Annotated in this window: 20 protein-coding genes; 14 read left to right on the forward strand and 6 right to left on the reverse strand. The window is 45.8% G+C overall.

Annotation, left to right across the window (positions count from 1 at the left end):
• Positions 1 to 107 precede the first annotated feature (107 nt).
• On the forward strand, positions 108 to 1,091 hold the full coding sequence (gene serB, locus MHM99_RS09890; protein ID WP_039231744.1) for a phosphoserine phosphatase SerB: 984 nt from the start codon (positions 108 to 110) through the stop codon (positions 1,089 to 1,091).
• Positions 1,092 to 1,262: 171 nt separating this feature from the next.
• Here serB and MHM99_RS09895 read toward each other — a convergent pair whose 3' ends face one another.
• Positions 1,263 to 3,788: a PilZ domain-containing protein gene (locus MHM99_RS09895; RefSeq protein ID WP_039228273.1), complete on the reverse strand. Its 2,526-nt coding sequence runs from the start codon at positions 3,786 to 3,788 to the stop codon at positions 1,263 to 1,265.
• Positions 3,789 to 3,977: 189 nt separating this feature from the next.
• Between MHM99_RS09895 and radA the strand changes: the two genes are divergently transcribed.
• Positions 3,978 to 5,345 carry a DNA repair protein RadA gene (gene radA, locus MHM99_RS09900; protein WP_014950096.1) on the forward strand — a complete coding sequence of 456 codons (1,368 nt, stop codon included), beginning with the start codon at positions 3,978 to 3,980 and terminating at the stop codon, positions 5,343 to 5,345.
• A gap of 108 nt (positions 5,346 to 5,453) precedes the next feature.
• On the opposite strand, the gene MHM99_RS09905 is transcribed toward radA, so the two are convergent.
• Positions 5,454 to 5,861, reverse strand: coding sequence for a PilZ domain-containing protein (locus tag MHM99_RS09905; RefSeq protein ID WP_187446178.1), 408 nt, complete (start codon positions 5,859 to 5,861; stop codon positions 5,454 to 5,456).
• Positions 5,862 to 6,011: 150 nt separating this feature from the next.
• Positions 6,012 to 7,679, reverse strand: a complete 1,668-nt coding sequence (ettA, locus tag MHM99_RS09910) for an energy-dependent translational throttle protein EttA (RefSeq protein ID WP_014950094.1) — start codon at positions 7,677 to 7,679, stop codon at positions 6,012 to 6,014.
• A 292-nt stretch (positions 7,680 to 7,971) separates the two neighbouring features.
• On the opposite strand from ettA, the gene lpxD reads away from it, so the two are divergent.
• The 10 genes from lpxD (at position 7,972) to MHM99_RS09960 (ending at position 16,592) form a co-directional block, all read left to right on the forward strand.
• Positions 7,972 to 9,000, forward strand: coding sequence for a UDP-3-O-(3-hydroxymyristoyl)glucosamine N-acyltransferase (gene lpxD, locus MHM99_RS09915; RefSeq protein ID WP_014950093.1), 1,029 nt, complete (start codon positions 7,972 to 7,974; stop codon positions 8,998 to 9,000).
• 154 nt (positions 9,001 to 9,154) lie between these two features.
• A complete protein-coding gene (gene glyA / locus MHM99_RS09920; RefSeq protein ID WP_110289203.1) occupies positions 9,155 to 10,411 on the forward strand; it encodes a serine hydroxymethyltransferase in 1,257 nt (418 codons plus the stop codon).
• Positions 10,412 to 10,509: 98 nt separating this feature from the next.
• Positions 10,510 to 10,959, forward strand: a complete 450-nt coding sequence (nrdR, locus tag MHM99_RS09925) for a transcriptional regulator NrdR (RefSeq protein WP_012517538.1) — start codon at positions 10,510 to 10,512, stop codon at positions 10,957 to 10,959.
• Positions 10,960 to 11,009: 50 nt separating this feature from the next.
• Complete coding sequence (gene ribD, locus MHM99_RS09930) at positions 11,010 to 12,149, forward strand: bifunctional diaminohydroxyphosphoribosylaminopyrimidine deaminase/5-amino-6-(5-phosphoribosylamino)uracil reductase RibD (RefSeq protein WP_239219176.1); 1,140 nt, start codon at positions 11,010 to 11,012, stop codon at positions 12,147 to 12,149.
• 20 nt (positions 12,150 to 12,169) lie between these two features.
• A complete protein-coding gene (locus MHM99_RS09935; protein WP_014950090.1) occupies positions 12,170 to 12,832 on the forward strand; it encodes a riboflavin synthase in 663 nt (220 codons plus the stop codon).
• Between the two features lie 20 nt (positions 12,833 to 12,852).
• Positions 12,853 to 13,953, forward strand: a complete 1,101-nt coding sequence (gene ribBA, locus MHM99_RS09940; protein ID WP_014950089.1) for a bifunctional 3,4-dihydroxy-2-butanone-4-phosphate synthase/GTP cyclohydrolase II — start codon at positions 12,853 to 12,855, stop codon at positions 13,951 to 13,953.
• Between the two features lie 174 nt (positions 13,954 to 14,127).
• Positions 14,128 to 14,601, forward strand: coding sequence for a 6,7-dimethyl-8-ribityllumazine synthase (ribE, locus tag MHM99_RS09945; RefSeq protein WP_014950088.1), 474 nt, complete (start codon positions 14,128 to 14,130; stop codon positions 14,599 to 14,601).
• Between the two features lie 12 nt (positions 14,602 to 14,613).
• Positions 14,614 to 15,036, forward strand: a complete 423-nt coding sequence (nusB, locus tag MHM99_RS09950; RefSeq protein ID WP_012518940.1) for a transcription antitermination factor NusB — start codon at positions 14,614 to 14,616, stop codon at positions 15,034 to 15,036.
• A gap of 48 nt (positions 15,037 to 15,084) precedes the next feature.
• Entirely contained in the window at positions 15,085 to 16,050 is a 966-nt protein-coding gene (gene thiL / locus MHM99_RS09955) for a thiamine-phosphate kinase (protein WP_014950086.1), read from the forward strand.
• A 41-nt stretch (positions 16,051 to 16,091) separates the two neighbouring features.
• Entirely contained in the window at positions 16,092 to 16,592 is a 501-nt protein-coding gene (locus MHM99_RS09960; protein WP_014950085.1) for a phosphatidylglycerophosphatase A, read from the forward strand.
• A gap of 135 nt (positions 16,593 to 16,727) precedes the next feature.
• On the opposite strand, the gene dxs is transcribed toward MHM99_RS09960, so the two are convergent.
• The 3 genes from dxs to xseB are packed head-to-tail and all read right to left on the reverse strand — an operon-like array spanning position 16,728 to position 19,803.
• Positions 16,728 to 18,608, reverse strand: a complete 1,881-nt coding sequence (gene dxs / locus MHM99_RS09965) for a 1-deoxy-D-xylulose-5-phosphate synthase (RefSeq protein WP_239219178.1) — start codon at positions 18,606 to 18,608, stop codon at positions 16,728 to 16,730.
• Positions 18,609 to 18,640: 32 nt separating this feature from the next.
• Entirely contained in the window at positions 18,641 to 19,531 is an 891-nt protein-coding gene (locus MHM99_RS09970; protein WP_014950084.1) for a farnesyl diphosphate synthase, read from the reverse strand.
• 29 nt (positions 19,532 to 19,560) lie between these two features.
• Positions 19,561 to 19,803, reverse strand: coding sequence for an exodeoxyribonuclease VII small subunit (gene xseB, locus MHM99_RS09975; RefSeq protein WP_014976981.1), 243 nt, complete (start codon positions 19,801 to 19,803; stop codon positions 19,561 to 19,563).
• A 411-nt stretch (positions 19,804 to 20,214) separates the two neighbouring features.
• Here xseB and pomA point away from each other — a divergent pair, with 411 nt between their 5' ends.
• On the forward strand, positions 20,215 to 20,976 hold the full coding sequence (gene pomA / locus MHM99_RS09980; protein ID WP_014950082.1) for a flagellar motor protein PomA: 762 nt from the start codon (positions 20,215 to 20,217) through the stop codon (positions 20,974 to 20,976).
• Positions 20,976 to 21,905: a flagellar motor protein MotB gene (locus MHM99_RS09985; RefSeq protein ID WP_014976980.1), complete on the forward strand. Its 930-nt coding sequence runs from the start codon at positions 20,976 to 20,978 to the stop codon at positions 21,903 to 21,905. Before pomA ends, MHM99_RS09985 begins: the two co-directional genes overlap by 1 nt.
• Positions 21,906 to 21,985: the final 80 nt, after the last annotated feature.

The following is a 21,985-nucleotide window of genomic DNA, read 5'->3' on the forward strand; positions in this document are numbered from 1 at the left end:
AACAGTAGGATAATTCGAAATAATTTAAAAGGAGATATTTTATTAGTTAGCCTAATTGGTTAGCATTAGAGCACCATTTGCCAATCACCGCAGTTTCTGTGTGCGTTATGAAAGACACTCTTCTTAATAATATCGATAATGACGATATCCATTTAGCTTCTTTTTTGTCTCATGTAGTTAGCAATAGTCACAACGACAGTGCGTATTCACATACGTTAACCGTTATTGGTCAAGCTGTAACACCTTATCTACTGCACAGCGTTTTAATTAAACTCAACGATGTGTTTACTCCTTCTAGCGCTGCTTTCCATCATTTACACAAGCAAATGGGGGATGATGTAATAGAAATTAGAGGTGCTTTGCAAAACACTGAGCTTGAGCAGATTAAGCCACTGCTGGGCGACGTATCCAAGGCATATAATGTTGATGTTGGTTTGCAGGGCTCTCGCCCCTCATTGTCTGAGCCAGGACTACTGGTCATGGACATGGATAGCACTGTCATCGCGATTGAATGTATCGATGAAATAGCTAAATTGGCGGGTGTTGGCGAGCAGGTGGCAGAAGTTACCGCTAAGGCAATGCGTGGAGAAATTGCGTTTAATGATAGCTTAACGCATAGAGTGGCCTGCTTGGAAGGTGTGCCAGTTAGTCACCTTAATCAAATTCGTGACAGCATACCTATCATGCCCGGCATTCAAGCCTTGCTTACTCACTTGAAACAGCATAATTGGAAATTAGCGATCGCCTCAGGTGGGTTCACCTTTTTCGCTGACCACCTAAAAGCAAGGCTTGGACTCGATTTTGCCATTTCTAACACGCTTGCGGTGAAAAACGAGCAGCTGACTGGAAAAGTAGAGGGTGAAATTGTCAATGCAGACGTTAAGGCGCGAACCGTAAACGCCCTTGCCGAGAAGTGGCAAATTTCAGCCAAACAAACCGTTGCTATGGGGGATGGGGCTAACGATTTGGTCATGATGGCTGAATCAGCGCTAGGCGTGGCGTGTCACGGTAAGCCACTGGTTAATGAAAAGGCGGATGTGGCAATCCGCATTGGCAGTTTACATAGCCTTCTGTATTTTCTAGACAAGTAGTTAACGAGAGTCTGTAATACAAGCGCTAGTTTTGGGAAAATAAAACTAGCGCTTCACACTTTATCGATTACCTTTCACCGGCCACAAGTTTCCAAAATCTTGTGATTAAAATCCTCCCGTGATGGGTTTTAACCTTCGGGCTCATTTAAATTGATAGGCTTTGCGATTTCACTACGCGTTGCGCGCAATGGCCTTAGGTTGAACCGCACTTTTTAACGTTTTATTTGCCGTGATGTCTTCCACTGTAAAGCCGTATCTTATAAGTACTTCATCTGTGACATCGACTAGATGAGAGCACGCTGCAATACTCCACATTTTCTTCTCTAGCTCACGGGCCCGGTGCATGGCGTACATGGTGACGTAATTGATTTCCGTTTGCAGCATGGTCATGTCTGGCTTGCCGGTTGTGGTTAGCATGACATGAATAGCTACGAACTGGCCGCGAACCATAGCTTCTCTAATAAACGCTCGGCGCTGCTCGTTATTTTCGAATTTATCGGAATAGCGAGGAATGATCGCCATTCGCGGCTCTTTTTGTGATGCATCGAATGAGATAAATAATTCCTGTCGCAACGGCATATTTTCAAGCTTAACGGCCTTAATGCCACTTTGTACAAAAGGTATATCTTGTTTTCGGTCTCTAAAGAGAAACTCTAAATTCACTTGCCCACGTTCGGCGTATTGCGTGGTTAGGGTGGTTATGCGTTCGTCCTGCTTTCCGACAATACAAGCCTGTGGAGTGTAGCGAACACCTTCCTTACTCATTAAGAAGGATAGGGAAGTAGCGTTTCGCGCATTAATACAACGAAGCGCCTGTCCCATGCCTGGTACTTCTTCTTCGTCGTTCTCTACTTTAAGGCTGCCTTTGTTCTTTTTAATCAGTTCTTCAAAGAAGTTTCTAGCACTTTTGCCTTCGTCGCCCGGCATAGTTTTTAAATGAAGAATGTTCTTGTCGACGTTGTGATAAATGATTTCGTATTGCAAATGCATGACATCAAAGGAACTGGCAATTTCTTGCAGACGAGGGAAAGCGACTTCTACTTTGCCCTCTAAATTACCTTTATATTCTTTGCTCAACTCTATACGAAGTCCAAGTCCATGCACCGAAATATCTTCGCTGATCCCTTTGTGCACCAGTTCTTCATCATTGAAGCGAGCTTCAATTTGGGTTCTCAGCTGATAGCGACTTTCAATGCGTTGCTCTTCATATTTAAACCTGACAACCTGAACATTCGAAGGAGCGCGATTGCGCGGATGCCCAAAATTTCGCAGATGAGAGAGGTTTTCTCGATTAAACTTAAACTCGTTGTAGGTCTCTTGCCCTGTTACTGAGGTTACATCGGTTACGTGTGCCAAGAATCGCAGGTTTTTCAGCTTTGACATTAGTCGAGCTGATGGCGGAGTGTTTAGTTTTTTAACTTTATTACCTACAGAATCCGGAATGGAAAGTGGGATATGGGCCTGCTCAGGGTCAACCTCTGTTAAGGTTATTTTAAATACCCGCCAACTCGCTTTTTTAGAGCCAAACCCTAAAAATACTCGGGTTAGTACGTCTTTTTGCAAGAGTTCCTCGTAAGACGCTGAGTAAAAGTAGACCTTGTCGTTCTGCAAATGAGTAAAACTAAATACGAAAATCTCTCTTACTTCTTCTGACTTCTGCAATAAGCGCATAAGCCTTTCCTGGGTGAGTAAGAAGTTCAATCGACAGTTATCGTCTTCGTCTTGCCAATACTGCACGGTTTCGCGGTTCACTTCGTTAACCATAGCAAACCGGGGAACCAGCGTTTTATTAATGACGTCTATATACACCGGCAGCGTGGGGCTACGCGGCGAAAAGTACTGCTCACAAATCTTACTGGTAATCGCCTCAATCGTATTGCTCATATTAACTTTATATCGGCGTTTATTGCCGTGTATAAAGCTTTCTAAGAATTTGTCGAATGCGGGGCTTGGCTTTTCTTTATCTCGTTGCAAGGCAAGATAGTTAACATCGTTTTTAGTTATTATCTTTACGAGCTTATATGCAATGCCATTCTTTTTGTCCATGGCAAATTCATTCTCTAAGCCCCTAAAGAATATAAACAGCGTTTCTCCTTTTTTGAAAAACGCGTCTTTAGAGAGTTTTACCTGTAAGCCTTCAAGAGATATATCAACACTCAAACCGCGCATTGATTGATTGGCGCTATTAAATAATTCTACCGCCACAGCGAAGTTCATGCGTTCAGTGTTGCGCTGTCTGTAATCAAGCAGGTTTACGGTAGGAACTTTAAACTGCTCCAATACTGCTGAGCGCTTTTTGAGTTCAGGATTTTCTTTATCAGCGCGTTCTTGTGCGAGTTCTTTTTCGCGCATTAAGCGAAAGTTGTTTTCGGTGTTTTGTACCGCTTCGTAAACACCGTAAGTATATCGGCCAAATACCCTCAACTGCTCTTCAAACTTGTCAACAGCGACGTCATCCATGTAATGGCTACGTCCTTCGTGTACATATTTATTGCACTTTCCGTCAACATGACCACGCAAGTCTATGGTGCGCATACAGGGTTTGGCTAGGCGTTTCACTTCCATTTTGATGAGGAAGCGCTTTTCTTTCGGCACATCAGATGCAGTTTGAAGCAATACCTGGTTAAACTCAGGCTCATTAACCATGGGCTTTAGCTGTTCAATAATATCAGCATATTGCTTTAAATCTTGACTCATGAATGCGCAACTTTGTTGTTTAGTATCATTATTTTAGTTGTTATCGGCAAATCAGCAAAACTCATTAACCCGTAAAGTCGTTATACTTTTGTACCGTTTTACTGGAGGAGAACTGACCTTAGGTTTGTGCTTATTTCACCGTTGTTAAGTGTTAGAATACTCTTTTTAAGCAATGGATAAAACTGGAATATGGCAAAACGTAAAACTGCTTATGTGTGTTCTGACTGCGGTGCAGAGTTCCCTCGCTGGCAAGGTCAATGCTCGGAGTGTAAAGCGTGGAATACGATAAGTGAGTTTGTGGTTGCAAGTGCCAAAAGTGTCGCACGCCAAACCACGTCAGGCTATGCTGGGCAAACCGCTGCCAAAATTGAGACATTAAATGCAATAGATCTCGAATCACTACCGCGATTCTCGTCAACATTTAAAGAGCTAGATAGAGTGTTAGGGGGCGGAATAGTCCCTGGGGCAGCTATGTTAATTGGTGGCTCGCCAGGTGCAGGCAAGAGTACGCTTCTGCTTCAAGTAATGTGTCAGATGGCAAAAAGTGAAACCGCGCTTTATGTCACGGGGGAAGAGTCGCTTCAGCAAGTCGCCATGCGAGCAAAGCGCTTAAATCTACCTGACGACAAGCTGATGATGTTAGCCGAAACAAACGTGGAAACTATCTGCGATTTAGCCCTTACGAAAAAGCCTAAAATTATGGTTATCGACTCTATTCAGGTGATGCACGTGTCAGACGTTCAGTCTGCGCCAGGCAGTGTGTCGCAAGTACGAGAAAGCGCGGCGTATTTAACGCGCTTTGCCAAGCAAAATCATATTGCTATGTTCATTGTTGGCCATGTAACAAAAGACGGTAACTTGGCGGGTCCGAAAGTTCTTGAGCACTGTATCGACAGCTCTATGATGCTGGAAGGAGAAAGTGATGGTCGCTACCGTACGCTTCGAAGTCATAAAAACCGCTTTGGTGCGGTAAATGAGCTTGGCGTATTTGCCATGACAGAAAAAGGCCTTAAAGAAGTAAGCAACCCATCGGCCATATTCTTAAGTCGAGGTGACAATGAAACGCCAGGGTCTAGCGTTATGGTTATTTGGGAGGGCACCCGCCCGTTACTTGTAGAAATTCAGGCGTTGGTAGACTATTCGCAGATGTCGAACCCAAGGCGAATCGCTGTAGGGTTGGATCAGAACCGTTTGTCTATGCTGCTCGCGGTTTTGCATCGCCATGGCAATGTGCAAATGAACGATCAAGACGTTTTTGTCAACGTGGTAGGCGGTGTAAGAGTATCAGAGACCAGTGCAGACTTAGCCTTATTATTGGCCATGATTTCAAGCTTTAGAAATCGCTCGCTGCCCAGAGATTTAATTGTATTCGGCGAAGTCGGGCTAGCCGGCGAGATTCGCCCGGTTCCTAACGGAACGGAACGCATTATCGAGGCGGCGAAACATGGTTTTAAGCGGGCGATCGTGCCAAAAGCCAATGCGCCTAAACAAGCCATTAATGGTATGAAAGTGGTGCCGGTAGCGCGCTTATCTGAGGCGTTAGACGCGCTTGAGTAATGCGAAAGGCTCAACATTTAAGTAAAGTGTTGACGGTGCCTGTTAAATTGAAAGGCCCATTTAATAGGCCTTTCCTGCATTAAACGAGTGAAACGCGTTTTTTAAAGGTTAATGTGGCGCCTGATAAACCGCATTAACTAATGCATTCAGGTCTTTCTCTTCAATACTGGCGTCGTCGCTGTTTAAGGTAATTAAACGGCGAAGAGCGCTAATGCTGTCTACATCCATTCGTTCAACTTTACAGCCTAATGAAACCCGTTCTTTTCTACTGTCGGCATGACGATACAACTGCGAAATAGAGAGGGTTATTACAGGACTGTCTTCATTTGCTTGGAAGGTAGCAGTATAAGGGTCGTGACTGTCGAAGGGTAATTGTGACAACGCCGTTTCGGTAGCTTGAAGTTTAATGCCTTGAAGCGATACGTCGCTGACTACCACATCAATACTAACGTCATTGTGTGCCAGTGTGCCATTTACATTCAGAGATACCCGTTGGAATTGGCGCTTATCTGTCATTACTCAAATACCTAATGTTTGTCTACGACCTCAGTATTGGCCAATTTGCGTGGGTTCGCAATGAAAAGCGAACAAATAAAAAAGCCGCTATCAGCGATAGCGGCTTTAGGCGTAAAGCAGAGATACAGATCTTACATCTCTGAATTTGTGTTATTTAGACATACGCTTATATTTAAGGCGGTGCGGTTCAACCACATCTTGTCCAAATTCTTGCTTCAACCAGCTTTCGTAGTCTGAGTAGTTACCTTCGAAGAAGTTGATGTTACCTTCATCGCGGTAATCCATAATGTGTGTTGCTACACGGTCTAGGAACCAACGGTCGTGCGAGATAACCATGGCACAGCCTGGGAACTCCAACAGCGCGTTTTCCAAGGCGCGAAGTGTTTCTACGTCTAGGTCGTTGGTTGGCTCATCCAGTAGCAATACGTTACCGCCTGCTTTAAGCAGTTTCGCAAGGTGAACACGGTTACGCTCACCACCTGACAAGTCTTTGATGAACTTCTGCTGGTCGGTGCCTTTAAAGTTAAAACGGCTGCAGTAGGCGCGGCTGTTAATTTCAAAGTTACCAATGCGAATAATGTCTTGTTCGTCAGAAATTTCTTTCCACACGGTGTTGTTTTCGTTCATGTGGTCGCGGAACTGTTCTACCGCAGCAATTTGAACGGTTTCACCTAAATCGATGGTGCCTGAATCAGGTTGCTCAGCACCGGTAAGCATTCTGAACAAGGTTGATTTACCCGCGCCGTTAGGGCCTACGATACCTACAATGGCACCCTTTGGTACTTTAAACGTTAAGTCGTCGATAAGTACGCGATCGCCATACGACTTTTTAAGGTTGCTTACTTCAATAACCTTGTCACCTAAGCGTTCACCTGGTGGAATGAAAAGCTCATTGGTTTCATTACGCTTTTGGTAATCGCTGGTAGATAGTTCTTCAAAGCGGGCCATACGAGCTTTACTTTTAGCATGACGTCCTTTCGGGTTTGAGCGTACCCACTCAAGTTCCTGTTTCATGCTCTTCATACGCGCCGTTTCGGTACGCTCTTCTTGCTCAAGTCGGTTTTCTTTTTGCTCCAACCAAGAAGAGTAGTTACCTTCCCACGGAATACCTTCACCACGGTCAAGTTCTAAAATCCAACCTGCAACGTTATCAAGGAAGTATCTATCGTGGGTAATAGCGACTACCGTACCTTCATAATCGTGAAGGAAACGCTCTAGCCATGCGACTGATTCTGCGTCTAAGTGGTTAGTGGGTTCGTCTAGAAGCAACATTTCAGGCTTTTCTAGAAGTAGGCGGCACAGCGCTACACGGCGGCGTTCACCACCAGATAGTTTGCTAACGTCCGCATCCCACGCTGGAAGGCGAAGGGCATCAGCAGCACGCTCTAATGCATTTTCTAAGTTGTGGCCATCTTTGGCTTGAATAATAGCTTCTAACTCGCCCTGCTCTTTAGCAAGGGCGTCAAAATCAGCGTCTGCTTCTGCATAAGCTGCATATACTTCATCTAGGCGAGTTAATGCGTGTTTAACGTCGGCGACGGCTTCTTCTATATTGCCGCGAACATCTTTTGTTTCATCAAGCTGAGGCTCTTGTGGAAGGTAGCCCACTTTTAAGCCCGGTTGAGGACGCGCTTCACCTTCGATGTCGGTATCTACGCCGGCCATAATGCGAAGTAAGGTAGATTTACCTGCACCGTTTAGACCTAGCACACCAATTTTGGCGCCTGGGAAAAAGCTAAGTGAGATATTTTTTAGAATGTGTCTGTTTGGTGGGACGATTTTGCCCACGCGATGCATACTGTAAACGTATTGCGCCATGCTCTATCCTCGCTGAATAAGCGGTGAAAAATAAAAAAGTGATTGTGGTCTATTCTACTCGTAACAGGGTAGTTTGTGCCAGTTACTTACGCTTAGTGTATTTGTGCTTGGCGATATTTTAATCACTCATGCCAAAAAGATCGATTTATGCATCGGTTGGCGAGTTGATTTAAGGTAAACTTGTTTTTATAAGCATGAGTAAACATGGGCTTTAGGGTGAGCTAGCAAACAGCAATAAAGAACCCAAAGCGATAGACTCAACACTATTCATATCTCTGAACAGGTAATTATGATGACCGCTATGAGTAAACGCACATACAGTCTGGAAGAGCTTGCCAAACATGTAAGTGGGGAAGTGCAGGGCGATGGAAACATTACTATCTCTGCAGTAGGTACGTTATCCGGTGCAGCATCGCACCAAATTTCGTTTCTAACAAATCCTAAATACAAGCCGCAGTTAAAAGATACTCAGGCTGGTGCGGTAATTCTGCACAAAAACTTAAAAGATGATAGCCCAGTTCCAGCGTTGGTTGTGGCAAACCCTCATGCAGCGTTCGCCCTTATCGCTCAGTTGTTTGATACTACTCCAGCGGTAGCGACAGGTATTGCTGAGACAGCGGTTATTGCGCCATCTGCCCGCATCGGCAGTGATGTATCGCTAGGCCACAATGTAATCATTGAAGAGAACGTGGTTTTAGGCGATAGAGTTACTGTAGGCGCGAATACGGTTATTCGCAGAGGTACCCATATTGGTGAAGGCTGTACCATTCACCCGAACGTAACTATCTATCATGACGTTGTGATTGGTAAGCGCGTGACAATTCATAGCCAAACAGTTATTGGTGCGGCAGGCTTTGGTTACGCAAATGATAAAGGCGTTTGGATCCCTATTCCACAAACAGGGTCGGTTCGCATTGGTGACGACAGTCAGATTGGCGCAAGCAGCAGCATTGACCGCGGCGCCATGGAAGATACGATTTTAGGCACTAACGTTATTATCGATAACCAAGTACAAATTGGCCACAACTGTATTATTGGTGATCACTCTTGTATTTGCGGCGCTACAGGTATTGCTGGTAGCTGTCATATCGGCAAGCACGTTATTATCGGTGGTGGAGTGGGCATTAATGGCCATATTAGCATTTGCGATAATGTTCAGGTGACTGGCTATACCATGATTGTACAAGATATCACTGAACCGGGTGTTTATTCTTCTGGCCAGCCAGCACAAACCAACCGTGACTGGCGCAAAAATACGGTTCGCCTTGCCAAAATTGGTAGTTTATTTGACCGTGTTAAAGCCCTGGAAAAACAGGTCTGATCTCGCGCTGGCGCAGGTATTTCGTTAAACCTGCGCCATTTATATTAATTTGGTCACAAAGCGGTATACAAGCCCCCGAAAATGACTAGAATATGGCTCGAATTTGAGCAATCAGTGCGTAACGCCATATAAAAACCGCAGTTAAGGAGCCCCCATGTTTTCTCGCGAAATGAATATAGCCGACTTCGATCCTGAATTAGCCGATGCAATGTCTAAAGAGGTTGAGCGTCAAGAACATCACATAGAGCTAATTGCCTCTGAGAACTACTGTAGCCCACGTGTAATGGAAGCACAGGGTTCGCAGCTTACTAACAAGTACGCGGAAGGCTACCCAGGCAAGCGTTACTACGGTGGTTGTGAGCACGTAGACGTTGTTGAACAACTTGCTATCGATCGTGCAAAAGCACTATTTGGTGCAGACTACGCGAACGTTCAACCGCACGCTGGTTCACAAGCTAACTCTGCCGTATTCATGGCACTACTTGACGCAGGCGATACGGTATTGGGAATGAGCCTTTCTGAAGGTGGTCACCTTACTCACGGTTCACACGTAAACTTCTCTGGTAAAACCTACAATGCTGTTCAGTATGGTCTGAACAAAGAAACCGGTGAAATCGATTACGCTCAGGTTGAGGCACTTGCTAAAGAGCACAAGCCGAAAATGATTATCGGTGGTTTCTCTGCGTATTCTGGCATTGTTGATTGGGCAAAATTCCGTGAAATCGCTGATAGCGTTGGCGCTTACTTGCTCGTAGATATGGCGCACGTAGCAGGACTTGTAGCAGCGGGCGTTTATCCAAACCCGCTTCCCCATGCTCACGTGGTAACAACGACTACTCATAAAACCCTTGCTGGCCCACGTAGTGGTTTAATCCTTTCTTCATGCGGCGATGAAGCGATTTACAAAAAGTTAAACAGCTCTGTATTCCCAGGCAACCAAGGTGGCCCTCTTTGCCACGTGATCGCAGCTAAAGCGGTTGCATTCAAAGAAGCACTACAGCCAGAATTTAAAGCGTATCAGCAGCAGGTTGTTGCAAATGCGAAAGCTATGGTTTCTGTAATGCAAGAGCGCGGTTATAACATCGTTTCTGGCGGTACTGACAACCACTTGTTCCTTCTTGACCTTATCGACAAGGACATCACCGGTAAAGATGCTGACGCAGCACTTGGTGCCGCAAATATTACGGTAAACAAAAACTCAGTGCCAAATGACCCGCGTTCACCGTTTGTAACCAGTGGTCTTCGTATTGGTAGCCCAGCGATTACTCGCCGTGGTTTCAAAGAAGAACAAGCTAAGCAAGTTGCAACATGGATTTGCGACATTCTAGATAACATGGGCGATGAGTCTGTTATCAAACGTGTTCAAGACGAAGTGGTTGCACTTTGCGCACAATTCCCTGTTTATAAATAAATAGGTTTGTGTTTTATTGCGTACTTTGGTACTAATGCTGGACTAACTAGTCTAGGTTTAATTTAGATACCTAAGTACGCAATATTTAAGGATTATTCATGTTTTGCCCGTTTTGTTCAGAACAAGAAACAAAAGTCATTGATTCTCGTTTGGTTGCAGAAGGGCAACAGGTGCGTAGACGCCGTGAATGTATGGTGTGTCACGAGCGCTTCACGACCTTTGAAAGTGCTGAGCTCGTGATGCCTCGCGTTATTAAACGCGATGGTTCTCGTGAACCGTTTAACGAGGATAAACTTCGTGCAGGCTTGCAACGCGCACTCGAAAAGCGCCCTGTGAGCACAGAAAAAGTTGAACAATGTATCCTCTCACTTAAGTCACAGTTGCGCGCAACCGGTGAACGTGAAGTGAGCAGTGAACTGCTCGGCAACCTAATTATGAAAGCCCTCAAAGAACTCGATAAAGTTGCTTATGTCCGGTTCGCCTCCGTTTATCGCTCTTTCGAAGATATTCGTGAATTCGGAGAAGAGATTGCGCGATTAGGAGATTAAGTCGGCGACCTCTCAAACATCAGGCACTTAGGGCTACAACAGGAATCCAAGTGAACCACGATACGGTTAAAAACGATTATTTTTGGATGGCAAAAGCCATTCAGCTTGCCCAACAAGGGCGTTTTACCACTTCTCCTAACCCTCGCGTAGGCTGTGTAATTGTTGACGAAAACAATCATTTGCTCGGTCAGGGATATCACATTCAAGCTGGTACACCCCATGCCGAAGTGCATGCATTAAGACAAGCATCTAACGCACGTCCGCAAGGCGCAAAGGGCGCGACGGCATACGTTACACTTGAACCTTGTAGTCATTTTGGTCGCACACCGCCTTGCGCTGTTGCCTTGGTAGAAGCAAAGGTAGCGCGTGTTGTTATTGCTATGACCGACCCGAATCCAAACGTATGCGGTAACGGTATTAGCATTCTGCAGGAAGCAGGCATCGAAGTGGTAAGCGAAGTGATGGCTGCTGAGGCCGCAGCGCTAAACCCCGGGTTTATTAAACGCATGCTTACTGGTAAGCCCTTTGTTCGCGTGAAATTAGGCATTAGCCTAGATGGAAAAATAGCCCTTCAAAATGGGGTGAGTCAGTGGATTACTGGTGCAGAAGCAAGGCGGGATGTGCAACAGTATCGTGCACAAAGTTGCGTGGTGCTCACAGGCTCAGGTACGGTGAAAGCCGATAACCCTAGTTTGTTGGTTAGAGAACAAGAAGCACAGTTCACTAATTATCCTCTGGAACACATTCGTCAACCTGCCCGTGTTGTTATCGATGGCAAAAGCGCGCTTAGTCGAGGCTACGCATTGTTTAATGACGGCAACCTAACCTTAACTGCTACATCGCAAGCCCACCCAGATACGGCAACACAGCACTATCTTTCGGTAGATGAAAAAGACGGTAAACTCAATTTACATTCACTTATGTCAGCACTAGGCGATAAGCAATATAATGAAGTGTGGGTGGAAGCAGGCCCTGGCCTTGCCGGTGCATTATTGCAAGAAGGGCTGGTGGATGAACTTATATGCTACCAAGCGCCTAAGCTTTTAGGTGATAAGGGAGTCAGTATGGTTAATTTACCCGCGTTCACGTCGCTAAATGAATGTATTTCGCTTTCGCTTATTGAAAATCGTCAAGTGGGTAACGATATTAAGCTTATCTTCCGTCCTGATGTTAGCAACACCCGTGGTTAACGCGATTAAAGAGGAACTTTATGTTTACTGGAATTATTCAAGCGCTAGGTACAATTAAGAAGCTTGATAACCGTGGCAACGATATTCGACTTACCGTTTCATCGCCTACGCTTGATATGTCTGATGTCGCACTCGGCGACAGTATTGCGACCAATGGTGTTTGCTTAACAGTTACTGATATGGGCCCCGATTATTATTGTGCAGATGTGTCGGCAGAGACCATCAAATTAACAGGCTTTGCACATTACAGCGCAGGCTCTACGGTGAATCTTGAGAAAGCGATGCGTCCAAGCGACCGTTTAGGCGGACATATCGTTTCCGGTCACGTTGATGGTGTAGGCGAGGTTACACAAATCATTAAGCACTCAGACTACGTAGAGTTCTGGGTAAAAGCGCCAGAAGCCTTGGCTAAATATATTGCGCATAAAGGTAGTATCACCGTTGATGGTATCAGCTTAACTGTTAACGAAGTTAATGGCGCAGAATTTATGCTTTGGATCATTCCTCATACATTGCAAGAAACCATTATGGGGAGCTATAAGGTGGGCACAGCGGTGAACTTAGAGGTTGATGTTATTGCGCGCTATTTAGAGCGACTGATGTTGGGCGACAAAGCCGCCGAACCAAAAAGCAAAGGCATTGACATGGCATTTCTTGCCGAGAACGGATTTTTAAGAAAATAACCCTACAAGAAGCACACAACATGGCATTTAACACTACACAAGAAATAATTGAAGACATTCGCCAAGGTAAAATGGTTATCTTGATGGATGACGAAGACAGGGAAAATGAAGGCGATCTGATAATGGCGGCAGAGCATGTGACGCCTGAAGCCATTAACTTTATGGTAACCCACGCTCGCGGTTTAGTGTGTTTACCAATGACGCAAGAGCGCTGTCGCACCCTGAATCTTCCGCTTATGGTGGATAAAAACGAAGCACAGTTTTCTACCAACTTCACTGTGTCTATTGAAGCGGCAACCGGCGTGACCACAGGCATTTCGGCGGCAGATCGCGCAACAACCATTAAAGCTGCTGTAGCGAAAGACGCGAAAGCGACAGACATTGTACAGCCGGGACATATTTTTCCGCTAATTGCTAAAGACGGTGGCGTGTTAAACCGCGCAGGTCACACAGAAGCCGGTGTAGATTTACCGCGTTTGGCAGGGTTAGAGCCTGCTGGGGTTATTGTAGAAATCCTCAATGAAGACGGCACGATGGCCCGTCGTCCAGAACTAGAAAAGTTTGCTGAAAAACATAATCTTAAAATCGGCACCATTGCTGATTTAATTGAATATCGCAATCTCAACGAAACCACCATTCAAAAGGTCGCTCAATGCAATATGCCAACCGAGTATGGCGACTTCGAGCTTCACACGTTTAAAGACAGCATCGACAACCAACTTCATTTCGCACTTAAAAAAGGCGAAATTAAAGAAGATGAGCCGACACTTGTACGTGTACACCTTCACAATACGTTTAGTGATCTTCTTGGATCTACCCGCGGTATTCATCGCTCGATGACGCTTGCAGATGGCATGCGCAAAATTTCAGAAGACGGTGGCGTATTGGTGTTATTAGGTAAAGAAGAGCATATTGAAAGTCAGGTACGCCGCTTTGCCGCAGAAGACCGAGGCGAGCGCCCGACTGGCGCTGACTGGCAGGGATCGTCACGCACTATTGGTGTAGGCAGTCAAATTCTAGCATCAATGGGCGTACACAAAATGCGTCTTCTTAGTAAACCAATTAAATATCACGCACTTTCAGGTTACGGCCTTGAAGTAGTGGAGTACGTGCACGACTAGTGCTTAGCATTAGGGCGGAGCTTAAGTGGAGAGGGTTTGCGACGAGCACTCCCTTCCCACATTGAGTCAAGCTAACGTACCCGTTTACGAATAGTTGAAGTTAAAGAAACAATCGATTTAGTTTGGGCGCAGTTGTGGTATACTTCGCGCCGTTTTTTCTCGAGGAATGAATCCATGCAGGTAATTGAAGGTAATATCAGAGCAACCGGTAAGAAATTTGCTATCGTTGTATCACGCTTTAATAGCTTTGTAGTTGAAAGCTTACTTGAAGGTGCACTAGATACACTAGAGCGTCACGGTGAAGTGAGTGATGACGATATCACGTTAGTACGTGTACCTGGTGCTTACGAGTTACCTGTAGTAGCTAAGAAATTAGCTGAGAAAAAGTCATTTGACGCCATCATCGCACTAGGTGCGGTTATTCGTGGTGGTACGCCACACTTTGATTTTGTAGCAGGCGAATGCAACAAAGGTCTTGCGCAAGTTTCTCTTGAATACGGTGTACCCGTATCATTTGGCGTAATTACAACAGATTCAATTGAACAGGCTATCGAGCGTTCAGGAACCAAAGCGGGCAACAAAGGTGCAGAAGCTGCACTTGGTGCGCTGGAAATGGTTAACGTTATCGATGCTGTTGAAAAGCTTTAAGGTAAACATTAAGTGAAAGTTTCAGCTCGTCGTAAAGCCCGTGAACTCGCTCTGCAAGGCGTGTATTCATGGCAAATGAGTCACAACGATATTCAGCAGGTTGAACTGGCGCTAGCCACCAGTAACGACATGCAAAAGGTAGATATGGCGTATTTCCAAGCTCTGCTTCGCGGTGTTGCACACAACGCAAGTAAACTTGATGCGACCATCAAGCCTTACCTTGGCCGTTTGCCTGAAGAGTTAGACGCTATTGAAAAAGCAATCTTGCGCATTGCGACGCTGGAACTGACCGAGCGCATTGACGTCCCTTACCGCGTAATTATTAATGAGGCGATTGAGCTTGCTAAAGCATTTGGTGCTGAAGAAAGTCACAAGTTCATTAATGGTGCACTGGACAAAGCAGTGCGCACATTGCGCAAAGACGAGCGCGACTAACCTTACCGTGGCGGCATGGACTGCCGCTAAAAGGGTTTAAAAATTACCGTGAAAGAATTTGATCTTATCGGCCGCTACTTTTCAAACAGCGGCCACAAACGCAAAGACGTTGTTATTGGTATTGGTGATGACTGTGCTGTAACAACGGTTCCTGAAAACCAACAGCTTGCCGTTACCACAGATACCCTGGTTGCAGGTGTGCACTTTTTGAAAGACGCACCGGCGAAGTCTGTTGCGTATAAAACAGTGGCGGTAAACTTAAGCGATCTTGCCGCAATGGGCGCAGAGCCAGCGTGGATTAGTTTATCTCTGTCATTACCGGAAGTGGACGAAGCTTGGCTAGATGACTTTGTTTCGGGCCTCTATGAGCTAACTCAGTACTATTCTGTACAGCTTATCGGTGGAGATACGGTTAAAGGCCCAATGGCGTTCACGATTACAGCTCAAGGCTTTATACCGCCGGGTTCTGAGCTAACGCGTAGCGGCGCTAAGCCGGGTGATTGGCTTTATGTCACAGGAACGCTTGGTGACGCGGGTGCTGGTTTAGACATCCTGCAAAATAAGCTGAGTGTAAGTGGTGAAGCGAAAGACGTATTGGTAAATCGTCATTACTTCCCAACTCCTCGCGTAGCGGTGGGCACAGCTATCCGACGTATTGCAACGTCGTGCATTGATATCTCTGATGGTTTAATTTCAGATTTAGGTCATATCCTAAAAGCGTCTAATTGCGGTGCAAATGTTCATGTAGAGCGTTTACCGTTATCACGAGCATTAACAAGCGCGGTTACACCAGAGCAAGCTATCGAATACGCGCTGTCTGCAGGCGATGACTATGAGCTTATTTTCACCGTAAGTGAAGAGCAGCGCGGAAGTCTTGAAACCTCGTTGGCAAGCACAAACGTGAAAGCCACATGTATTGGCCAATTAACCGGTCATAACGGCACACTTTCATTGCTCAAAGACAACGAAAAGTACACACCTGTTAACGTGTCAGGTTACGAGCACGCCTTTTAGGCAGCCGATTTGTCCGACAAAAGCAATAAAAAGGAAAAAGCATGCAGGCTGAGTTTCGCGCTAGAGTGAGTATGAAAAATCCCGTGCATTTTCTCGCACTAGGCTTTGGCAGTGGACTTATTCCTTTCATGCCGGGAACCTTTGGCTCACTTGCTGCGTTGCCCCTACTTATTGCGTGTAGCCAGATTTCCCTAATTTCCTTTATCGCGCTTACGCTGATATTCTCAGTTGTAGGCATTTACCTGTGCGGTAAAACGGCTGACGATATGCAGGTTCACGATCATGGCTCTATTGTGTGGGATGAAATAGCGGGCATGTTTGTGACCTTTCTGTTTGTACCTATTTCAGCGTCCTCTTTACTTGTAGGCTTTGTTCTATTCAGGCTTTTCGATATCTTGAAGCCTTGGCCAATAGGTATCATAGATAAGCGCTTACACGGCGGTACAGGCATTATGCTTGATGATCTTATCGCTGGCGCCATGGCATGCGGTTGTCTACATTTACTAATAGCGTTTTGGCCTGCCGCATTGGCTTTGTTTTAATTCATTACGAATATTCGCCGCCATTTTGTTAGACTTACCTCAAAGGAAAGCCAGTTGACGGTGAGCAAACTATTTACGAAAAAGCCCGCAAAATAGCGGGCTTTTTAATGTCTTAGTGGTGATTTTAAAGCTCAATTAGTTAGCGCTTAAACTGCTAGCCGCTGCAATAATACCTTCAGCGTCAAGGCCGTGCTCTTTGTACATTTCCTGCTGAGTGCCTTGCAATACAAAGCTATCAGGCAGCCCTAACATCTTCACCGCTTTTAATACGCCATTTTGCTGCAAGTGTTCAAGCACCGCACTACCAGCTCCACCCATAATACAGCCGTCTTCCAACGTAATAAGTGCACTGTGCTCACTGGCAGCTTTTAATACTGCGTCGCCGTCTAACGGCTTAATGAAACGCATGTCGATAACGGTAGCGTCAATCGCCTCTGCAGCTTCAAGCGCGTAGGGCAGTAGGCAGCCAAAGTTTAAAATGGCGATACTTTCAGACTTGCCTTTTGATGATTCTCGACACGTACGAGATTTACCAATCTCAAGCTCTGTCATAGCTTCGTCAGGCGTGACACCCATGCCAGCACCGCGAGGGTAACGAACAGCAGCTGGTTTTTGTAGCTTGTGACCCGTGTAGAGCATTTGACGACATTCATTTTCATCTGAAGGAGCCATAACCACCATATTCGGAATACAGCGCAGGAAAGCGATATCAAACGCCCCCTGGTGAGTAGGGCCATCTGCGCCAACAATACCGGCTCTATCAATGGCAAACAATACGGGTAAGTCTTGAATCGCCACATCGTGAATGAGCTGGTCATAGGCGCGCTGCAGGAACGACGAATAAATAGCAACAACCGCATTCATACCGTCTTTGGCAAGGCCTGCGCCAAAGGTTACCGCGTGCTGTTCAGCAATCGCAACATCGAAATATTGCTCTGGGAAACGCTGAGAAAACTCTACCATGCCTGAACCTTCGCGCATGGCTGGCGTTACGGCCATTAGCTTAGGGTCTTGTGCCGCCATATCACACAGCCATTTCCCAAAGATTGCAGAGTAGGTAGGGGCTGAAGGCTTAGATTTTGGCAAAGCGTTGTCAGCAGGATTGAATTTTGGTACCGCGTGGAACTTGATAGGGTCTTCTTCAGCAACCGCGTAACCTTTACCTTTCTTGGTGACTACGTGAAGTAGCTGCGGGCCGTCAAACTTGCGCATATTGCGTAGCGTATCGACAACACCATTTACGTCGTGGCCATCGATAGGGCCAATGTAGTTAAAGCCAAGCTCTTCAAATATCGTGCCCGGGACAACCATGCCTTTAATGTGTTCTTCTGCACGGCTGGCAAACTCCTTAATAGGAGGTACATTGCTTAGCAGCTTTTTGCCGCCATCGCGTATAGAGTTGAAAAAGTTACCTGTAAGCAAGCGAGCTAAGTGACTGTTCAACGCACCTACGTTTTCAGAAATAGACATTTCGTTGTCGTTAAGTACAACTACCATGTCTTTCTTGATATCACCAGCGTGATTAAGGGCTTCAAACGCCATACCAGCGGTCATAGCACCGTCGCCAATTACCGCTACAACCTTTCTGTTTTTGCCTTCTTTTTCGGCAGCCACAGCCATGCCCAGCCCTGCACTAATCGATGTAGACGAATGACCGACTGCAAAGGTGTCGTAGTCGCTCTCAGGCGGCCATGGGAAAGGGTGCAGACCATTCTTTTGGCGAATGGTACTCATGCGCTCTGCACGACCTGTAAGGATTTTGTGCGGATAAGCTTGGTGACCTACATCCCACAGCAGTCGATCGAAGGGGGTGTCGTACACATAGTGCAAAGCGACGGTCAGTTCCACTGTGCCTAAACCAGATGCAAAGTGCCCACTGGTTTGGCTTACGCTGTTAAGTAAGTACTCACGCAACTCATCGGCGAGCTCGCGTAATTTGTCTTGGGGCAACTGCCTCAATTTATCGGGTGTTTGCGCAAGCGCAAGCGTTGGGTAATGTTGGAGATCTAAACTCATGTACTTATTATCTTTTTCAACATGGCGCGTGGCTAATGGTCGCGTTTTACCAAAAGCTCGCTAAACGCAATTAAACTGTCAGTATTGTAGGGTAAACGCGCCAATGCTTGAAGTGCATTATCGTGAAGCATTTCTAATTCTTGTTTAGCGCCTGTAATACCAAGTTTGGCTGGAAAGGTATTTTTCCCTAACGCTTCGTCTGACCCCGCGGGCTTACCTAATTTTTCGCTACTGCCTTCCACATCTAAAATATCGTCTTGAACTTGGAAAGCTAGCCCAATATCCGCGGCATAAGCCATTAAGTCAATTTTAGTTTGAGGCAGTAAGCCTTCACTAACAATGGCGACCATTTCTACGCAGGCTTTTAACAATGCACCGGTTTTCAATCTATGCAGCTGTTTTAGTTCTTCTAGCGAGATGGTTTTGCCGGTGCTGGCTAAATCGATAGCTTGCCCACCGCACATACCTATATAACCCGCACTTTTCGCAAGTACAGACAGTAACTGGCTACGCTTTGTTTCAGCATACGTGCTTAATGGCGCATCAGCTAACACTGTAAATGCAAGTGCCTGCAGCGCATCGCCAGCTAAAATAGCGGTAGCCTCATCAAAGGCAATATGGCAGGTTGGCATACCGCGGCGCAAGTCGTCGTCGTCCATGGCTGGTAAATCGTCGTGGACTAACGAGTAGGCGTGCACACATTCAATGGCCATACTAATAGCCATTTGGTCTTTTTTGGGCACGTCTAGGGTGTTACCTACTACTTGAACAAGTAGTGGCCGCATCCGTTTACCGCCAGCAAGTAAGGCGTGACGCATTGCGTCTTTCAAGCGCGGCGCGTAATCGGGTAATTCGTCAATTAATGTAAGAAGAGATGCATCAGTTTGCTGTTTAACTTGCTGATGCAAAGCAGAAAAATTCATAGATTGCCTGTTAGTTAAAAATGAACGATTTATGGCTGTTCACTTTCAGGAAGAGGGTGGAGCGTTTCTTCGCCTTGTTCACTGAGCAGTATCTTTACTTTTTGCTCGGCGTTTTCAAGAGATTGTTGGCCTTGGCGGGAAAGTGCTATACCGCGCTCAAATTTTTCTAGTGCTTTATTAAGAGGCAGATCACCGCTTTCCATTTCGTTAACGATAGCTTCTAGTTCTGATAAAGTTTCTTCAAAAGACGCTGATGCTTTTTCTGTCGTCATAAAAACACTCAATATAGTGGCCAAAATACGTATACCGCGCACATTAACCGAGGGTTGCACAAGGGTCAAATGGTTTGTCCGTATATCGCCTATATCACAGTAACATAGCTTTTTTTTCATCCAGTTCAAAAGGCAACATACAAGCAAATTGTGCTATATTCGATGCAGGGTTCACTAACCTTTCAGAAGTAACCGTGTTATTTACTGTGAAGGAAAAAGTAAGGCGCTGAAAAAAGCGCTAGGTATTTTAGTTTAGAAAAAAGACAAAGCTGCGCTTTTGCATAGAACCTACTTCATAATAAACAAATAAATGTGATATTTTTCAATAATGTCGTTTTAGTATTTCTATCTTTTGCCGATAGGGTATTTGTACACTAACAGCACTGACTGCGCATAAATGGGGAAGAGTGAGTGGATTTAGCAACCGTCATAGGTATGTTGGGCGCCATTGGTTTCATAGTTATGGCTATGATTCTGGGCGGCAGCTTGGGCATGTTCATCGACGTGCAATCAATACTTATTGTATTCGGGGGAACACTATTTGTTGTCCTATCTCAGTTTACGTTGGGCCAATTCTTCAGTGCGGGTAAAGTTGCTGGCAAAGCATTCATGTTCAAAATTGAAACGCCTGAAGAGCTTATCGAGAAGATTGTTGAAATGGCAGACGCTGCGCGAAAAGGCGGGTTTCTGGCACTAGAAGAAGCGGAAATTTCAAATGAGTTCATGCAAAAAGGTGTGGACATGCTGGTTGACGGCCACGACATTGAAGTGGTGAGAGAAACGTTAGCTAAAGATATTTCTATGACAACGGAAAGGCATGAGTTCGGCGCTTCTATATTTAAAGGAATGGGTGACGTAGCGCCTGCGATGGGTATGATTGGTACTTTGATCGGTCTGGTTGCCATGCTTTCAAACATGGATGACCCTAAAGCCATCGGCCCTGCCATGGCGGTAGCGCTATTAACCACGCTTTATGGTGCCTTTTTTGCCAACGTCGTGTGTTTGCCAATTGCCTTTAAACTGGCGGTAAGAGCTGGAGAAGAGAAGTTAAACCAGAGTCTTGTTCTTGACGGTATTGTGGGTATAGCCGACGGCCAGAACCCACGTGTTATCGAAGGGGTATTAAAGAACTACCTTGCGGCGAGTAAACGCGGAAGCGCAGAGGAAGAGTAATGGCCGAAGAAGAATGCCCAAAATGTCCCCCCGAGGGGCTTCCAGCCTGGATGGGAACCTTCGCAGACCTGATGTCGTTGCTTATGTGCTTCTTTGTACTGCTACTTTCGTTTTCGGAAATGGACGTACTGAAGTTTAAACAAATTGCGGGCTCTATGAAGTTTGCTTTTGGTGTGCAAAATAAAATTGAAGTAAAAGATATTCCAAAGGGTACCAGTGTTATTGCAATGGAGTTTCGACCTGGCAAGCCTGACCCTACGCCTATTGAGTCCATTCAGCAGCAAACCAACGAAATGACCCAACAAATGCTGGAATTTCAGGCTGGTAACGAAGACTCTGCCGGCGGAAGGCAGAAGCAGCGCGGCGAGCAGCGTGGCGGACAATCTCAACAAACGGCTACTGAGTCGTCTTCATCGGCTGAGCAAAGCACCGATCAGTCGCAAATGGCTGAACTGATGAAAAAAGTAGCGCAGCAATTAGAAAAACAAATTCTAGATGGTTCGGTGGAAATGGAATCGTTGGGTCAGCAGTTAACCATTCGAATTCGTGAGAACGGTTCCTTCTCGGCGGGCTCAGCCTTTTTGCAGCCCCAATTCCAACCGGTGTTGAGAAAAATCGGTACGCTGTTGGCGGATGTGCCTGGAGAAATCGAAATTTCAGGGCACAGTGACGGTCAGCATATTGCTAATGAACTCTATCGTTCTAATTGGGACTTGTCAGCGCAGCGCGCTGTAGCGGTCGCTGAAGCCATGCGGACCGCGCCAGGGTTTGACGAAAGTCGTATGTCGGTAGTGGGTAAGGCAGATACCGATCCAATTGTAGAAAATGCCACTACACCTTCAGACCGAGCGCAAAATCGTCGCGTTGAAATTAATATTAATCAGGGTAAGCCAATGCTGTCTAAGCCTATATCAGTTGTAGATGAGTAGTGCTTTGACCTAGTGTCAGCTTCAAACAAGAAAGCGGCGCCAAAAGGGCGCCGCTTTTTTTGTCACTACTATCGATAATT

It is taken from the genome of Alteromonas sp. MmMcT2-2 (assembly GCF_022348305.1).
Taxonomy (GTDB): domain Bacteria; phylum Pseudomonadota; class Gammaproteobacteria; order Enterobacterales; family Alteromonadaceae; genus Alteromonas; species Alteromonas macleodii.

What these genes read in the sequence shown, in the direction of transcription:
- MHM99_RS09985 (WP_014976980.1), top strand. Translation starts at nt 20,976, where the DNA reads ATGGCCGAAGAAGAATGCCCAAAATGTCCCCCCGAGGGGCTTCCAGCC.
- glyA (WP_110289203.1), top strand. Translation starts at nt 9,155, where the DNA reads ATGTTTTCTCGCGAAATGAATATAGCCGACTTCGATCCTGAATTAGCC.
- ribE (WP_014950088.1), top strand. Translation starts at nt 14,128, where the DNA reads ATGCAGGTAATTGAAGGTAATATCAGAGCAACCGGTAAGAAATTTGCT.
- serB (WP_039231744.1), top strand. Translation starts at nt 108, where the DNA reads ATGAAAGACACTCTTCTTAATAATATCGATAATGACGATATCCATTTA.
- nrdR (WP_012517538.1), top strand. Translation starts at nt 10,510, where the DNA reads ATGTTTTGCCCGTTTTGTTCAGAACAAGAAACAAAAGTCATTGATTCT.
- lpxD (WP_014950093.1), top strand. Translation starts at nt 7,972, where the DNA reads ATGACCGCTATGAGTAAACGCACATACAGTCTGGAAGAGCTTGCCAAA.
- MHM99_RS09970 (WP_014950084.1), bottom strand. Translation starts at nt 19,531, where the DNA reads ATGAATTTTTCTGCTTTGCATCAGCAAGTTAAACAGCAAACTGATGCA.
- xseB (WP_014976981.1), bottom strand. Translation starts at nt 19,803, where the DNA reads ATGACGACAGAAAAAGCATCAGCGTCTTTTGAAGAAACTTTATCAGAA.
- ribBA (WP_014950089.1), top strand. Translation starts at nt 12,853, where the DNA reads ATGGCATTTAACACTACACAAGAAATAATTGAAGACATTCGCCAAGGT.
- MHM99_RS09905 (WP_187446178.1), bottom strand. Translation starts at nt 5,861, where the DNA reads ATGACAGATAAGCGCCAATTCCAACGGGTATCTCTGAATGTAAATGGC.
- radA (WP_014950096.1), top strand. Translation starts at nt 3,978, where the DNA reads ATGGCAAAACGTAAAACTGCTTATGTGTGTTCTGACTGCGGTGCAGAG.
- MHM99_RS09960 (WP_014950085.1), top strand. Translation starts at nt 16,092, where the DNA reads ATGCAGGCTGAGTTTCGCGCTAGAGTGAGTATGAAAAATCCCGTGCAT.
- ettA (WP_014950094.1), bottom strand. Translation starts at nt 7,679, where the DNA reads ATGGCGCAATACGTTTACAGTATGCATCGCGTGGGCAAAATCGTCCCA.
- MHM99_RS09895 (WP_039228273.1), bottom strand. Translation starts at nt 3,788, where the DNA reads ATGAGTCAAGATTTAAAGCAATATGCTGATATTATTGAACAGCTAAAG.
- MHM99_RS09935 (WP_014950090.1), top strand. Translation starts at nt 12,170, where the DNA reads ATGTTTACTGGAATTATTCAAGCGCTAGGTACAATTAAGAAGCTTGAT.
- dxs (WP_239219178.1), bottom strand. Translation starts at nt 18,608, where the DNA reads ATGAGTTTAGATCTCCAACATTACCCAACGCTTGCGCTTGCGCAAACA.